The sequence below is a fragment of the Pararhodospirillum photometricum DSM 122 genome (genome assembly GCF_000284415.1).
In the GTDB taxonomy this organism is placed as follows: domain Bacteria; phylum Pseudomonadota; class Alphaproteobacteria; order Rhodospirillales; family Rhodospirillaceae; genus Pararhodospirillum; species Pararhodospirillum photometricum.
Genome location: NC_017059.1, coordinates 3,105,288 through 3,120,750 on the forward strand (window position 1 = coordinate 3,105,288; position 15,463 = coordinate 3,120,750).

At 67.4% G+C, this 15,463-nt stretch carries 11 protein-coding genes; all 11 read left to right on the forward strand.

All coding sequences use genetic code 11. The annotated features are described in order from the left end of the window. The first annotated feature begins 92 nt into the window (after nucleotides 1-92). The 11 genes from RSPPHO_RS13975 to RSPPHO_RS14025 all read left to right on the forward strand — a co-directional run bounded on the left by RSPPHO_RS13975 (nucleotide 93) and on the right by RSPPHO_RS14025 (nucleotide 15,460). Nucleotides 93-5,321 (forward strand): glycoside hydrolase family 94 protein, encoded by a 5,229-nt coding sequence (locus RSPPHO_RS13975; RefSeq protein WP_242390502.1) that lies wholly within the window; start codon nucleotides 93-95, stop codon nucleotides 5,319-5,321. Between the two features lie 129 nt (nucleotides 5,322-5,450). Further along, nucleotides 5,451-6,026 carry a CGNR zinc finger domain-containing protein gene (locus RSPPHO_RS13980; RefSeq protein ID WP_041797508.1) on the forward strand — a complete coding sequence of 192 codons (576 nt, stop codon included), beginning with the start codon at nucleotides 5,451-5,453 and terminating at the stop codon, nucleotides 6,024-6,026. Nucleotides 6,027-6,219: 193 nt separating this feature from the next. Beyond that, entirely contained in the window at nucleotides 6,220-7,230 is a 1,011-nt protein-coding gene (locus tag RSPPHO_RS13985; RefSeq protein ID WP_041795632.1) for a DMT family transporter, read from the forward strand. Between the two features lie 236 nt (nucleotides 7,231-7,466). Then, entirely contained in the window at nucleotides 7,467-9,671 is a 2,205-nt protein-coding gene (locus RSPPHO_RS13990; protein WP_014415859.1) for a TonB-dependent hemoglobin/transferrin/lactoferrin family receptor, read from the forward strand. Nucleotides 9,672-9,682: 11 nt separating this feature from the next. Next, nucleotides 9,683-10,552: a heme/hemin ABC transporter substrate-binding protein gene (locus RSPPHO_RS13995; RefSeq protein ID WP_051013899.1), complete on the forward strand. Its 870-nt coding sequence runs from the start codon at nucleotides 9,683-9,685 to the stop codon at nucleotides 10,550-10,552. A gap of 3 nt (nucleotides 10,553-10,555) precedes the next feature. Further along, nucleotides 10,556-11,722 (forward strand): FecCD family ABC transporter permease, encoded by a 1,167-nt coding sequence (locus tag RSPPHO_RS14000; RefSeq protein WP_014415861.1) that lies wholly within the window; start codon nucleotides 10,556-10,558, stop codon nucleotides 11,720-11,722. Continuing rightward, on the forward strand, nucleotides 11,709-12,491 hold the full coding sequence (locus tag RSPPHO_RS14005) for a heme ABC transporter ATP-binding protein (RefSeq protein WP_041795635.1): 783 nt from the start codon (nucleotides 11,709-11,711) through the stop codon (nucleotides 12,489-12,491). The genes RSPPHO_RS14000 and RSPPHO_RS14005 overlap by 14 nt, the downstream gene beginning before the upstream one ends. Before the next feature lie 82 nt (nucleotides 12,492-12,573). Next, entirely contained in the window at nucleotides 12,574-12,900 is a 327-nt protein-coding gene (gene hmuQ, locus RSPPHO_RS14010; RefSeq protein WP_014415863.1) for a heme-degrading protein HmuQ, read from the forward strand. Further along, the gene (gene hutW, locus RSPPHO_RS14015) at nucleotides 12,887-14,233 is read left to right on the forward strand and encodes a heme anaerobic degradation radical SAM methyltransferase ChuW/HutW (protein ID WP_014415864.1); all 1,347 of its coding nucleotides are present in this window, start codon (nucleotides 12,887-12,889) and stop codon (nucleotides 14,231-14,233) included. The genes hmuQ and hutW overlap by 14 nt, the downstream gene beginning before the upstream one ends. Before the next feature lie 29 nt (nucleotides 14,234-14,262). Beyond that, nucleotides 14,263-14,796, forward strand: a complete 534-nt coding sequence (hutX, locus tag RSPPHO_RS14020; RefSeq protein WP_041795637.1) for a heme utilization cystosolic carrier protein HutX — start codon at nucleotides 14,263-14,265, stop codon at nucleotides 14,794-14,796. Further along, a complete protein-coding gene (locus RSPPHO_RS14025) occupies nucleotides 14,786-15,460 on the forward strand; it encodes an NAD(P)H-binding protein (RefSeq protein ID WP_014415866.1) in 675 nt (224 codons plus the stop codon). The genes hutX and RSPPHO_RS14025 overlap by 11 nt, the downstream gene beginning before the upstream one ends. Nucleotides 15,461-15,463 lie beyond the last annotated feature (3 nt).

A 15,463-nucleotide genomic window follows, 5' to 3' on the forward strand; every position in this document is an offset into this window, starting at 1 on the left:
AACGTCTTGAAGCCACACTGGCAACGCTTGCGACACTGCCTCGCTATAATGGGCATTTTTTCAATTGGTACGACACAAGAGACGGGCGCGTCATGGATCCGGCCTATGTCTCATCGGTTGATAGCGGCAATCTGGCGGGTCATCTGATTGCGTTGGCCAACACCTGTGAGGAATGGACCGAGGCCCTGCTCGCCCCCGAGATGGCCCAGGGGTTGCGCGAAACCCTGTCCTTAACCCGAGAGGCGATCGAGACGCTGGTCGCCGGGCGGCGCGACCGGGTGGCCTCGCTCACCCCGGTGCTCGACGAGATGGAAAGCGCTTTGCGGGGCGATATCCCCATCGACGCCCAGTTGCCGATGTTGCAGCGCCTTTCGGAAAAGGCAACCCGGGCGGCGCTGGGGCTGACGGTCCCTCTGGCCGACACCGATACTTCCGATCTGCTGTTTTGGGTGGGCGCTTTGTCCCAAAGCGTGTTGGAACAAGACCGCGACCGTCGCCTGATCGCCCAGGACCCGGAGGCTTTGCGGGGCCGACTGCGTGCCGTGGCACACACGGCGCGGACCCTGGCGATGGGGATGGATTTCACCTTTCTCTTTGATCCCAAGCGTAAATTGCTGTCGATCGGCTATTCCCTGGCCAACAGCCGCCTTGATCCGACCTGTTACAACCTTTTGGCGTCGGAAGCGCGCTTGGCCAGCCTGTTTGCCATCGCCAAGGGCGATATTCCGACCCGGCACTGGTTCCATTTGGGGCGTGAGACCGCTCCCCTGGGGTCGGGCTTCGCCCTGGTGTCGTGGTCGGGATCAATGTTCGAGTACCTGATGCCCTCGCTGGTCATGCGGGCCCCCCCGGACAGCTTGCTAGAGCGCACCAGCCGCTTGGTCGTCACCTGCCAGAAGGCCTACGGCCGCGCGCTGGGGGTGCCGTGGGGCATCTCGGAATCCGCCTATAACGCACGCGACCCGGACTTGATCTATCAGTACTCGGCCTTTGGGGTTCCGGGGCTGGGGCTCAAGCGCGGGCTTGCCGATAATGTGGTCATCGCCCCTTATGCCACGGCCCTGGCCGCCATGGTCGATCCTGCTGCGGCGGTGGCCAATTTCGCGCGTCTAGCCCAGATCGGCGCGCGGGGGCGTCATGGTTTCTACGAAGCCCTTGACTATACTCCCTTGCGTCTCTCCGAGGGAGAAGACATGGCGGTGGTTCACTGTTTCATGGCCCACCACCAGGGGATGACTCTTGTCGCCCTCGACAACGTGGTGCACAAGGGGCGCGTGCGGTTGCGCTTTCATCGCGAACGCATGATTCAATCGTGCGATCTTCTTTTGCAAGAGCGGGTGCCGCGCGATGTCTTGATCCCGTCGCCCTCGCTGCGCGAAGGGATGGAGACGGCGGCGGAAACCCTGGGCACTCCCCCGGCGACCCGTCACCTCGGCGGTTCCCCGGACGGTCCCCCCCAGGTGCTCTTGCTGTCCAATGGCTCCTATGCCGTGATGATCAGTGCCGGTGGAGGGGGCTACAGCCGCTGGCGTACCTTGGCGATCACCCGCTGGCACGAGGATGTGACCCGGGATGACGCCGGATCTTTGATCTTTTTGCGCAATCTTCATACCGGATTGGGATGGTCGGCCTGTGGTGCCGGTCCCGGCAGCGTTCCCGACACCGAGGAGGTGGTGTTCGACGAGGACCGGGCGCTTTTTACCCGGCGCGATGGCGCCCTCACCACCAGTTTGGAAGTCCTGGTGTCGGGGGAGGACGATGCCGAGGTCCGCCGACTGTCGGTGTGCAACAGCGGTTTTACCCCAGTGGAGGTGGAGATCACCTCGTATGCCGAGCTTGTCCTGGGGCCGGCGGCGATGGATGCGACCCATCCGGCCTTTGCCAAACTGTTCGTGGAGACCGCCTATCTGCCCGAGGTCGAGGCCCTGATCGCCACCCGCCGGTCCCGGGCCCCCACCGACCCGGCCATGTGGGCGGCGCATTTCGCGGTGGTCGAGGGGCCCCGCGTCGCGGCGGTGCAGTACGAAAGCGATCGCGCCCGCTTTCTGGGGCGCAACCGCACCGTGGCAACCGCCCAGGCCCTACAGCCCGGGGCACGGTTGTCGAATACCACGGGCGTGGTTTTGGATCCCGTGTTTGCCTTGCGTCACCGGGTGGTCGTTGCGCCGGGCGCGGTGGCGTGCGTGTTCTTCTGGACCTTGGCGGCGCCGTCGCGCCCTGATCTCCTGTCGTTAATCGACAAGCACCACGATCACAATGCCTTCGATCGGGCTAAGGCCCTGGCCTGGACCCAAGGTCAGATCCAGTTGCACCATCTGGGCATTGAGGGACGCGAGGCTGCGGATTTCCAGCGTCTGGCCGCCCCGTTGCTGTATGCCGACCCGCGTTTTCGCTCCGCGTCGCAAACCATCACGACGGGGGTTGGGCCCCAATCGGGGATGTGGGCCCTGGGGATTTCCGGGGATCTTCCCGTGGTGGTTCTGACCATTACCGACATCGCCGACCTAGCCCAGGTGCGTCAGATGCTCCGCGCTCATGAGTATTGGCGCATCAAGGGGTTGGCGGTGGATTTGGTGATCCTTAATGAACATGCCTCGTCCTACCGACAAGATCTGCAAGCCGCTGTCGAGGGGGCGGTGCGTCATAATCTGTCGCGCCCGCGCGGGGACCTGGATCCAGGCTGGGGCACCGTTTACGCCTTGCGAACCGACCTTATGAGTCTGCCCTCTCGAGCTTTGCTGCTGTCTGTGGCCCGGGTCGTCTTGGGCGCGGGGCAAGGTGTGCTGAGTGCCTGGCTGGCCCGGCGCCCGCCTCCGCCGCCTCGCGTTGTGGTCTCGCCGCGCTTGGTGCCAAACTGGCGGATATCCCGGGGGGCCACACCGCCGGCCCGGCCCGTGCCCACGCCCTCCGAGCTGGAATTTTTCAATGGTCTTGGAGGATTCGACGACAACGGGCGGGTCTATGTCATTCACCTTGAGAACGGCCGGACCACGCCCTTGCCCTGGATCAATGTCATCGCCAATCCCCAGTTCGGGTTTCAGGTTTCGGCCGAGGGCAGCGGCTACACATGGGCCGGCAACAGCCGCGAAAACCAGCTAACGCCCTGGTCGAACGACCCGGTGAGCGATCCCGCCGGCGAGGCACTTTACCTGCGTGATGAGGTCAGTGGCGCGTTTTGGTGTCCCACCGCCCAGCCCCGGCGCGACGACGGCCCCTACACGGCGCACCACGGTTTCGGGTTCAGCCGCTTCGACCATACGGCCCACGGGATCGCGACGAGCTTGGTTCAAAGCGTGCCGCTTGCCGAGCCGGTCAAGATCTCCCGCCTGACATTGCGCAATCTCTCGGGGCTGACCCGCCATGTGTCGGTGACGGCCTATGTGGACTGGGTTTTGGGGAGCACCCGGGGGACCTCCGGCCCCTTCTTGGTAACGGCCTGTGATGAACCGACGGGCGCGGTCTTGGCTCGCAACCCCTGGCGGCTTGAGGGGGCCGACAAGGTCGCTTTTCTCGACATGGGCGGCAGCCAAACCTCCTGGACCGCCGATCGCACCGAGTTTCTGGGGCGCCATGGCACCATGGCGGCCCCGGCCGCGCTGACCGGGCGCGCCGTGTTGTCGGGGCACTGCGGTGTGGGGCTGGATCCTTGTGGCGCGGTCCGTCGCGAGGTGGTGCTGGAGCCGGGTCAGACTCTGGAGGTGGTGATCTTTTTGGGCCAAGGTCAGACCCTGACCGAGGCGCGCGCCCTGATCATGCGGTGGCGCAACGCCGATCTTGACCAGATCCAGGCCGAGGTGAAGGCTTTTTGGGATAAAATTCTTGGCGCCGTTCAGGTCAAGAGCCCGGACCGGGCCATGGATATCCTGTTAAACGGCTGGCTGCTTTACCAGACCATTGCCTGTCGCTTGTGGGCGCGCGCCGCCTTTTATCAGGCCAGCGGAGCCTACGGGTTTCGCGATCAGGTGCAAGACGGCATGGCCCTGAGCTTGGCCTGGCCCGAGGAAACCCGGCGCCACCTGCTGAGTGCCGCGAGCCGTCAGTTTGTGGAGGGCGATGTTCAGCACTGGTGGATGCCCGACACCGGTCTTGGGGTGCGCACGCACATTTCGGACGATCGGGTCTGGCTGGCCTTCGCCATCGCCACGTATGTCCGAACCTCGGGGGATGTGGCGGTCTTGGATGAGATGGTCCCCTTTTTGGACGGCCCCGCGCTACTCCCCGGCGACGCCGATGCCTGTTTCCAGCCAACGCGCGCCGACGTTGTGGCGTCCCTGTTCGAGCACGGGGCCCGGGGTATCGATCAGGCCTTGAGCCTGCGCGGCGAAAACGGGTTGCCCCTGATCGGCACCGGCGACTGGAACGACGGCATGAACCGGGTGGGCAGCGCCGGACGCGGTGAAAGTGTGTGGTTGGGCTGGCTGTTGTGCCGGACCCTTGAGATGTTCGCTGCCCTGGCCGACCCCCGCGATCCCTCCCGGGCCCGACACTGGCGCACCGAGGCTAAGGCGTTGCGCCACGCCCTGGAGGGGGCGGCCTGGGATGGTGCCTGGTACCGCCGCGCCACCTACGACGACGGCAGTTGGCTGGGATCGTCGGACAACGACGAGTGCCGGATTGATTCCATCGCCCAGTCCTGGGCCGTTTTGTCCGGCGTTGCCTCGCCAGCCCGGGGCGCGGTGGCAATGGAGTCTTTGGCGCGCCACCTTCTGCGGCCGCAAGACGGGGTGGCGCTGTTGTTCGAGCCGCCGTTCGCAGCTACCCTGCGCGACCCGGGATACATCAAGGGCTACCCTCCGGGCCTTCGTGAAAACGGCGGCCAATATACCCATGCGGCCCTGTGGGCGGTGCTGGCCTTTGCCCGCCTGGGGGATGGTGACAAGGCCGAGGCCCTGTTCGCCCTTCTTAACCCCATCCGTCATGCCCTGACGCCTGAGGCTGTGGAGCGCTACAAGGTCGAGCCCTATGTCGTTGCCGCCGACGTGTATGCGGTGGCCCCCCATATCGGGCGCGGCGGATGGACGTGGTATACGGGCGCCGCCGGATGGATGTCTCAAGCCGGGATCGAGGGGCTGTTGGGGCTGCGTCGCCAAGGAGCGGTGTTGGTGATGCGGCCCTGCCTGCCGCGCTCCTGGGAAGAGGTGGAGATCACCCTGACAATCGACGAAACCCGGTATGTCGTTTGCGTCGAACGGCGGATCTCAAACGGAACACACCTCATGACCGCACAGCTTGATGGCCGCCCTGTGCCGTGCCTTGGCGGATGTTTCCGAGCCCCCCTCGATCAAGGACAGCATACGGCGTGTCTGACTATTCATGAGTAACGATGCGGCCAGCGTCGTGAAGGCTGACCGCCGCAAGGGCCGTGGCGGTTTATGGGGGGCGGGGAGAGCGGGGCGCGGCCTGTTTGTCGTGCCTTGACGGCTCCGGGCAAACCGGTTTTTCTCGTTGGTATGAAAACCCCCCAGGAATTTCGCTTTAATGCCGGCCGCCTCGCGCTGGATTTACCGGCGACGGTGCGGCGGCGTGCTTCAACGCCCATGGATGTGTTGGCGTCTCCGGGGGCGCCGGCGCGGTGGTTGCGGGAGGCTGGGCTGGTGGCGGAGCTTCTGCCCTTGTCCGAGGCGCAGGAAACCGCCCTGCGGCGGCTGCGCGAGACCATTTGGACCCTGGCCGATGCGGTGATCCGCGATGCCGCCTTGCCCTCCGAGGCGGTGGATCACCTCAACGCGGTGGCCGCCCGGCCGGTGCCCATCCCCCAGCTTGAGGCCGCCTCCTTGACGCTGTGCTGGAGGGCGGCCGATCCGGTCGAGGCGGCGCTGGCCACCATCGCCCGCGACGCGCTGGATCTTTTGGGCGGCCCCTTGCGCCCCCGGATCAAGGCATGCGGCCAGCCGGATTGCCAGATGCTGTTTCTCGACACCTCGCCCAGTGTACGGCGGCGGTGGTGCTCGATGGACCGCTGCGGCAGCCGGGCCAAGGGCGGAGCGTTCCGCCAGCGCCAGAAAGACACGACCCCGTCGTCCTGAGTAGACGCGCCCGTCGCGCCACCGCTGACAACGGCCCCTCCGGGATCGGGGGGGCCGTTGTCGTGTCTGGGGGGCTGTGGCTTTACAAAACCTGTTAAACCGGTTTATGTGGTTTGTAAGCAGCGGCGGCCCCGGGTCACCGAACCCAAGACCAGCGCCCCGCGTCCTCCCTCTTCAAGCATGGAGCCAAGCCATGGATCCGAGGGTCTTCCTCTCTCCAAGCGGTCTGTTTGTTGCCACCATGATCCTGTGCACCGCGTTCATGGGATCGTCCTTTCCCTCCGGCAAATACTTGATCAGTGAGCTTGGGATGCCCGCCTTGATGATGGGTGGGGGACGTTTTCTTCTGGCGGGGGGGCTGATTCTCGCGGTGGCCGGGGTCCGGGCGGGGCCGGCCCGTCTCCTGCCCACGAGGGGCGGGTCGGGTGTGAAAGGGCTGTTGCTGGTGCTGGGCGTGGGATGTCTTCAGACCGCTGGAACGATGGGCTTTCTCAATCTGGCGCTGGGGAGCTTGAGCGCCTCGATGGCATCGATCCTGCTGTTCACCAACCCGCTGTGGACGGCCATTCTTGCCCATTTCTTTTTGGGCGAGAGCCTGTCGCGCGCCAAGATCGCCGCGCTGCTGTGCGGGGTTGCCGGGGTGGCGACCTGCCTTGGGGTGAGCGCGGAGCACAATCTGGCGGGGGTCCTGATCGCGCTGGCCGGCTCGGTCTGCTGGGCGTTGTCCACCGTGGTGTCGAAAAAATACAGGCTCGATCAATCGGCGCTTGTGTTGACCGGGTGGCAACTGACCCTGGGGGCCCTGATCATGCTGGCGATTTCGGCCCTGGTCGGCGAACAGTACGACCTCAGCGCCGTTGAGGGCTGGGGCGTGGTCTGGTTCGTCTGGCTGGTGATCCCGGCCTCGATCGGGTCGTTTGGCCTATGGTTTTATGCCTTGTCGAAGAAAGGGGCCACCTTGACCAGTTCTTACCTGTTTTTGGTCCCCCTGTTCTCGACGACCTTCGCGGTTTTGTTCCTGGGGGAGGCCCTGAGCGGCAGTATGGTCATCGGCGGGACGATGATTGTCTTTGCCTTGTGGCTGATCAACATCCCCGTCTCCCGTCTTGCCGGGGGGAGGGAACGGATCCGGCGGTGGCAACGCCGTCGGATCGACTGGCGGGCGAACGAGAGCCTCAGCCAAGTTCCCGCCGCCTCGGAATAAGCGCAATACCCACGCGGGACGTGTTTTTCGGCGTCGCCGCAAGGAGCGGCGCCACGGCCGGGTCTTGGCGGGGAAGGAGGGAGGGTGTTCTCCCAAAAAGCGCGAGCCCCTCTTGTGAGTGCGAGTGAGTCGCGTTAGCGTTGCCTCCATTGTCGGGAGAAGCCCGGCGCCGCCCTGTCCGCGACCGAGGACAGGGCGGCGCAGGATCTTGGGCTGACGGTCAGGAGGGACGGTGAATGGCCAAGGGCAGGAGGACCCGGCGCGGCACGCACGACCATGGTCGGGGTGTGCTCGCGGGGGGTGTTGCGGGGATGATGGTGGGGAGCGTGTTGGCCACCACGGCGTGGGCAGAGGATCCCGCCCCGTCCCCGGAGGGGACGAGCGCGACGGGGGCGGTGGCCGCCCCAGCCGGGGAGGAGGCGGGCCAGACCGTGCGGCTGGCTCCGGTTTCGGTGACGGCGACGCGCAATCCCATCGACCCCTTCCTGTATCCAGGCATGGTCACGGTGGTGGAGCGTGAAAGCCTGCAAACCCTGCAAAGTTCCACGCCGGCCGATGCCTTGAAGCTGGTGCCGGGGGTGGCCTTTACCGGGGGCCCGCGTCGCTCGGGCGAGGTGCCGTCGTTGCGCGGCTTCACCGGGGCGGACGTGGTGATCTTGGTCGATGGCATGCGCCAGAACTTTGGTTCGGGCCATGACGGACGGTTTTTCCTGGACCCCGCCGCGTTGAGCCGGGTCGAGGTGCTGCGCGGGTCCGCGTCGTCGTTGTATGGCAGTGGCGGCACCGGGGGTGTCATCGACTTCCGCACCCCTCAGGTAGACGATTTTCTGGAGCCCGACCAGCGCTTTGGGTTTACCGTGGCCGGCGGGGTGCAAAGCGCCAACAAGGAATGGCTGGGCTCCCTGACCACCTATGCCCGGCCGATGGACGGCGTTGATCTGCTGGGGCAGGTCAGTCGGCGCACCTCGGGCTCGATCCGCCTGGGCGGCGGCGAGACCTTGGAGGACAGCGACGATTCCATTGTCTCGGCCCTGGTCAAGGGCGGGGTCGAACTGGCCCCCCATCATCGGCTGGAAACCTCGTTCAGCCGGTTCACCAACGATGCCCGCGAGCCCAACAACGGCCAGGGGGTGGGCGGCAATGATATCGTTGACAAGAGTATTCATAACGACAACTTCCGCGTGGCCTACCTCTATAACGACCCGAACAACCCGTGGGTCAATCTGGACGCCACGGCCTATTACACCACCTTTTCCGCCGATGAACTGCGCCTGGACAGCAACGGGGCCGGGCCGGTGGGCGAATTGCTGACACGCGATGTCAACACCTTGGGTATGCGCCTGGAAAACCGCTCGCGCGTGGGGCTGGGCGAGTTGGGGGGCGTGACCTTTACCTATGGCGTCGAGAGTTACCGCGACAGCCAGGAGGGCGAGGCCAGTGCCAGCAGCGACCGGGGCGGCGTGCCCAACGCCGATGCCACCTTCGTCGGCGGGTTCACCCAAGCCGAGATCAACCTGGACAGTCCGCTCGGCCTGCCCGGCCACCTGCTGCTGATTCCCGGCGCCCGCTTTGACTATTACAGCCTCTCCAGCGATCTCGTGGACGAGAACACCACGGAAAGCCGGGTGTCCCCACGGTTTGGCGTCACCTACCAGCCGCGCGAGTGGCTGATGATGTTTGCCAACTATGCCGAGGCCTTCCGCGCGCCGACCTTTAACGAAATGTACCTCTCGGGGGTCCACTTCCAGATGCCGATTGGTCGGGGCATCGTCAACCGCTTCGTGGCCAACCCCGACCTCAAGCCGCAGACCACCCGCACCGTCGAGGTCGGCGGCGGCCTGTCGTTCCACGACGTGATCACGCCGCGTGACGAGGCCCGCGTCAAGGTGTCGCACTATCGCACCTGGGGGGAGGACTTCATTGATCTGGCCGTCAATCAGCCCACCCCATTTGCCGACTGCTCGCCGTTTGTGCGAGGCGCGTGTGACGGCACCACGTCGTCGGTCAATATTCCGAGCGCTCGCCTGTGGGGCACCGAGGTGGAAGCTCACTACGAGATGCACCGCGTGCGCTTTGGGCTGGGCTTCTCGACCATCGACGGCGAGAACACCAAGACCGGCGAAAAGCTGGGCATCCTGACCCCAGACACCGTCACCCTCGATACCGCCTTGAAACTCCCCGAAATCGACTCGGTGGTGGGCTGGCGCGCCACCCTGGCCGGCGCGTTCACCAAGGTCAATGACCCCGATGAAAAGCGCGACGCCTATCAGGTGCATGACCTGTACTACACCTATCAGCCGTCGGAAGGTCCCTGGCAGGGCGCGCGGCTCGACTTGGGCTTCGATAACGTCTTCGACCAGGAATATTCCCGCGTTTACACCGATGCCACCGAGGTGGGCCGCAGCTTCAAGATGATGCTGTCCTACACGCAGGCGTGGTGAGGAGGACGGTGATGCGGTTTCCCCCTCGGTTGCGTCCCGCCTTGCTTCGGGTGGCGGTGCTGTTGCTTGTGCTGTCGATGTTGACGGTTGATCCGCTGCATGCCTCGGCGCCCCGCCGTGCGATCGTCGTTGGCGGCGCGCTGACCGAAATCGTCTATGCCCTGGGGGCCCAGGACAGCGTGGTGGCGGTGGATGCCACCAGCACCTATCCCCCGGCCGCCGATGCCTTGCCCGATGTCGGCTACATGCGCCGGCTGGCGGCCGAGCCGCTGCTGTCGCTGGCGCCTGACCTGATCTTGGCCATCGAGGGGGCCGGGCCGCCCGCCGTGCTCGACCAGGTGCGCGCGGCCGGGGTGCGGGTGCTGGACGTGCCCGACCAGCCCAGTGTGGCCGGGGTGCACGACAAGGTCCGCCGTGTCGCCCAGGCTTTGGGTCGTTCGGACGAGGGCGAGGCTCTGATCCAGAGTCTCGACGCCCGTCTGGCCGCCCTTCGCCCGGTCGAGGGGGCCGCGCCGCGCGTCTTGTTCTTGATGTCGGTGGGGGAGGGGGCACCCTTGGCGGCCGGGCGCGACACCCCGGCCGAGGCGGTGATCCGCTTGGCCGGTGGGGTGAACGCTCTCGATGGCTTCACCGGCTTCAAGCCCCTGTCGCCCGAGGCGGCCGCCGCCGCCCGCCCCGATGTGGTGCTGGTGCCAACCCGCACCCTGGCCGGTTTGGGCGGGGCCGAGGCGATTTTGGCGCGGCCCGAGCTGGCCGGCAGTCCGGCCGCCCAGGCCAAGCGCTTGGTGGCCATGGACACCATGCTGCTGCTCGGCTTTGGCCCCCGTCTGCCCGAGGCGGTGGCCGAGCTGGCGGCCGGCCTGCATGCGAAGGGACCGTGAGGCATGACGTCCGCCCGCTCGTCCGTGATGGAACACGATTTGCCCGAGGACCCGGCCCTAGCCCGCGTCCTCGACCGTCAGGCCCGGCGCACCCGCTGGGTGCTGCTGGCGTTGGTCCTGGCTTTGGTCGTGGTGTTCGTGCTGTCGGTCGGCCTGGGGGCGCTGGCCCTGTCGCCGGGGACTGTTCTCGGGCTGCTCGGGCAGGGCGTCGGGCTCCCGGTGGCGACGCCCGCATCCCCGGTTGAGGCCACGGTGTTCTGGGCGCTGCGGCTGCCCCGCGCCTGTCTCGCGGTCCTGGTCGGGGGCTCGTTGGCCCTGTCGGGCGCCTTGTTGCAGGGCTTGTTTCGCAACCCGCTTGCCGATCCCGGCCTGATCGGCGTTTCCACCGGGGCCGCCTTGGCGGCGGCGCTGGTCATTGGCCTGGGCTCGGCCCTGCCGGTCGGCCTCGTGGCGGCGCTCGGGATCGGCCAAGCCGTCACCTTGCCCCTGGCCGCCTTTGCCGGGGGCCTGGGGATCACCGCCTTGGTGCACCGGCTGGCGACGCGCGACGGCATCACCGACGTGCCGACCTTGCTGCTGGCCGGCATCGCCCTCAATGCCGTGGCCGGCGCGGTGATTGGCCTGATGGTTTATGTCAGCGACGATCAGGCCTTGCGCGATCTCAATTTCTGGATGCTGGGCAGCCTGGGCGGCGTGACCTGGGACCGCTTGGCCCTGGTGGCGCCGATCTTGGGGGGCACTGCGCTGTTGGCCTTGCCCCTGGCGTCGGCGCTCAACGCGCTTTTGCTGGGCGAGACCGAGGCGGTCCACCTGGGCCTTGATGTCGAGCAGGCCAAGCGCCGGATCATTGTTTTGGGGGCGTTGGGGGTGGGGGCGTCGGTCGCCGTCACCGGGGTGATCGGCTTTGTCGGGCTGGTGGTGCCTCACCTGGCCCGGCTGCTGCTGGGCCCCGACCATCGGGGGGTGCTGCCGGCCTCGGTGCTGCTGGGGGCCGTGCTGTTGCTGCTGGCCGACCTGTTGGCCCGCACCGTGGTTTTACCGGCCGAACTGCCCATCGGCATCCTGACCAGCCTGCGTGGGGGGGCCGTTCTTTCTCGGCTTGTTGCGACATCACCGGGGCCGCTTATGACCCGGCGCGCCCTTGGAGAGCCCCCCCATGCTGCAAGCTGAAAACCTCTCGCTGGCGCGTGCCGGGCGTCCCGTGGTGGACGGGCTGTCATTGGAGATCAGCCCGGGCCGGGTGTGCGCCCTGCTCGGTCCCAACGGTGCGGGGAAATCGACCCTGGTGCATCTGCTGTCCGGCGCCTTGCGCCCCGGTGGCGGCGAGGTGCGGTTGCAGGGGCGGGCTCTGGCCGCTTGGCCCCGGGCCGACTTGGCCCGCCGCCGGGCCGTCTTGCCCCAGCGCTCCCAAATGGCCTTCGCGTTTCGGGCCCTCGACGTGGTTTTGCTGGGCCGCTTGCCCCATGCCGGGCTATCGAGTGCCGGGCAGGATCTGCGGGTGGCCCGGGCGGCCCTGGCGGCGGTCGATGCCCTAGCCCTGGCCGAGCGGCCGTTCACCGCCTTGTCGGGGGGCGAGCAGCAGCGTGTGAGCCTAGCCCGGGTGCTGGCCCAGGTCTGGCCCGAGCCCGGCGCGGCCTGCGGGCGCTTTTTGCTGCTCGACGAACCCACCAGCGCCTTGGACCTCGCCCACCAACACACGGTGATGACCCTGGCCGGGTTGGGGGGCGGGGRRGGGATGGGCGTGCTGGCGGTGCTTCATGATCCCAACCTAGCGGCGCTTTACGCCGACCGGATCGTGGTTCTGGCCCAGGGCCGGGTGGTGGCCGACGGCCCCCCCGACGAGGTCCTGACCGCCGCCCTGTTCGAGCGGGTTTTTGGCCTCAAGGTGGTGATCGGCCGTCACCCGACCCGGGACCGGCCCCAGGTTATGGCGGGGTGAGGGGGATGTCGCGGCCCGTGGAGAGGAGGCGAGGGAGCCCCCCGGCGCTTTCGTTTCGTCAGGACGTCAACAGGAGGATGCCATGTTTGTGGCCATGAACCGCTTCAAGGTTCTTGCCGACCAAGCCCCGGCTTTCGAGGCGATCTGGCGCGGGCGCGAGGGGCGCTTGGGCCGCCAGCCCGGCTTTTTGTCGTTTCACCTGCTGCGCGGGCCGGCGGCCGAGGGCCATGTGCTCTATGTCAGCCACGCCTGTTGGCGCACCGAGGCCGACTTCGAGGCTTGGGCCCACTCGGAGGCCTTTGCCGCCGCCCATAGAAACGGCGGCCAGACCCGCGCCTTGTTGAGCGAGGGGCCACAGTTCGAGGGCTTCACGGTGGTGTTGACGGAGGGAGAGGATGGTTCGGCCTGAGCCCGTCTTAGCGGATAGCGCGGGGGAGATTCCTCCCGGGGCCCGCGCCCGCCTGGGGGTCGATCCCCTGACCGAGGCCTTTGCGGCACGGCGCCCGACCCACTGGTTCGCCGGGCCACCGCAGCCGGTCGATCCCCAGGCCACCTGGTCCGCCCTGGTCCAGCACCCGCGCACCACGCGGGCCATTGCCTATGTGCATGTGCCGTTTTGCGTGAGCCATTGCCTGTTCTGCGGCTTCTACCGCCATTCGGCGCCGGGCGGGTTCTCGGCGCCCTACACCGATGCGGTGATCCGCGAGATAGAGGGCGAGGCCGGGCGGCCGGCCGTGGCCCAGGGGGCCATCGGGGCCGTCTATCTGGGGGGCGGGACGCCGACCGCCCTCGACGCGGACGATCTGGCCCGGCTGCTCAAAGCCGTGCGCGCCTGCCTGCCGCTGGCCGGCGACTGCGAGATCACGGTGGAGGCGCGGGTGCACGGCTTCGATCCCGACAAGGTCGATGCCTGCTTGGAGGCCGGGGCCAACCGGTTTTCCGTGGGGGTTCAAACCTTTGATACGGCGGTGCGCCGTCGCTTGGGGCGGCGGGCCGATCGCGACACGGTTATCGCCTTGCTCCAGAGCCTGCAAGCCCGCGACCGGGCCGTGGTGGTCTGCGACCTGATGTATGGCTTGCCCGGGCAAACCCTGGACCTGTGGCTCCAGGATGTGCGCACGGTGCTTGATCTCGGTCTCGACGGCGTGGACCTCTATGCCCTGTCGATGTTTCCCAACAGCGGGCTGGCGCGGGCGGTGACCGGCGGGCATTTGCCGGCCCCGGCTCCCCTGGGTGGTCAAGCCCGCCTCTATGCCGAGGGCTTGGCCTTGCTGGATGGCGCCGGCTGGCGGCATCTGACCCAGGCCCACTGGGCCCGCACCACCCGCGAGCGCAATCTTTATAATCAGATGTCGCGGGAACAGACCCCCTGTCTGGCCTTTGGCGCGGGCGCCGGCGGATTGTTGCACGGTTATCGCTACACCGTGGAGGGCGACGAGGCGACCTATCGGGCTCGTGTGGCCTGTGGGGAAAAGCCCCTGGCCCTTGTCACCCCCCTGCCGCCCGACCTGCCCCGGCGGGCCCGTCTGGCCGCCAGCTTGGAGAGTGGGCGGATCCTGCCCGAGGTTCTGGAGGCGGTGGCTGGCCCCGGGTTTGTCCAGCGTCTGGCCCCGGTCTTGGAGCATTGGCAAGCGGCCGGCCTGATCACCCCCGACCCGGGCGGGCCGCGCCTGACCCCGGCCGGCTGGTTTTGGCAAACCAACCTAATCGCCGCCTTGCACGATCACCTGAGTGCCTGTTGACTCTTTCCCACGTGAGGAGCGTTGTGCCGATGACCATGATGTCCCCCGATCCCCAGACCGCCTTGCGCGCCCGTCTGGCCGCGTCGTCCGATGGGGTGCTGGAAACCCTGGCCGCCGAGCATGGTCTGAGTGTGCGCGAGGCCGCCGCCTGTCTGCCGCCCGAGACCGGTTTGGAGGTGTCCGGCGCCCATTTCCTGGAGGTTCTGAGCGACATCGCCTCCTGGGGCGAGATCTTGCTGCTGACCCACACCGAAGCGGGGATCTTGGAGTGCAAGGGAGCGCTGCCGGCCGGCACCTTGGGGCACGGCTATTACAACCTTCGTGGCGCCGGACCCCTGGGCGGCCACCTGCGCCCCGAGGCCTGCGCCGCCCTGCGTTTTGTCAGTCGCCCCTTCATGGGGCACGAAAGCCATGCCGTGTGGTTTTTTGCGGCGTCGGGGGCGGTGCTCTTCAAGATCTTCGTCGGCCGCACCGCGCAAGGCGGCTTGGAGGCCGAGCAAGTGGCGCGCTTTAATGCCCTAAAAGCCCGTCTGGCGGCGGCGGAGAGCCCCCATGGCGAATGATCAGGCGTTCTCGCTGCTGCTGTTCGGGGCCACCCGGGGCACCGGCTTGGCCTTGGCCGCGCTGGCCCGTGCCCACGGTCTGGCGGTCGTCGCCCTGGCTCGCTCGGGGGCCGACACCGCGTCGTTGCAGGCTTTGGGCTGCGTCGTCGAGGAGGGCGATGTCTTGGACGCGGCCCGGGTGCGGGCGGTGGTGGCGGCCCATCCCGACGCCCGGGCGGTCAGTACCCTGGGGGGCGGCCCGCTCGGGGCCAGCGCTGATCACCAGGGCGTGGTCAATGTGGTTGATGCCCTGACGGCGACCGGACCCCGGCGGCTGGTGCTGGTCACGTCGCTGGGGGTCGGGGAGAGCCGCGTCTATGCCTCGCCGCGCTTGATCGACGCCATTGGTCCGGTGCTGGATGAAAAAGGGCGGGGTGAAGCCTATGCCCGCGCGGCGGGGCTCGCCTTGACGGTGGTGCGCCCCGGGGGCTTGCGCGACGGGCCGGCCGATGGCCGGGGCGCCTTGTACGACGATCCCCAAGGCCACGGCTGGATTACCCGGGGGGAACTGGCCCGCCTGTTGCTCCTGTGCCTGAATACCCCGGCGACCGAGGGGCGGGTTCTGACCGCGCTGGGGCAGGCCGAGGCCCGCCTGCCCGAGGGGGTGGGGCCGGCATTTCAGTAAAAG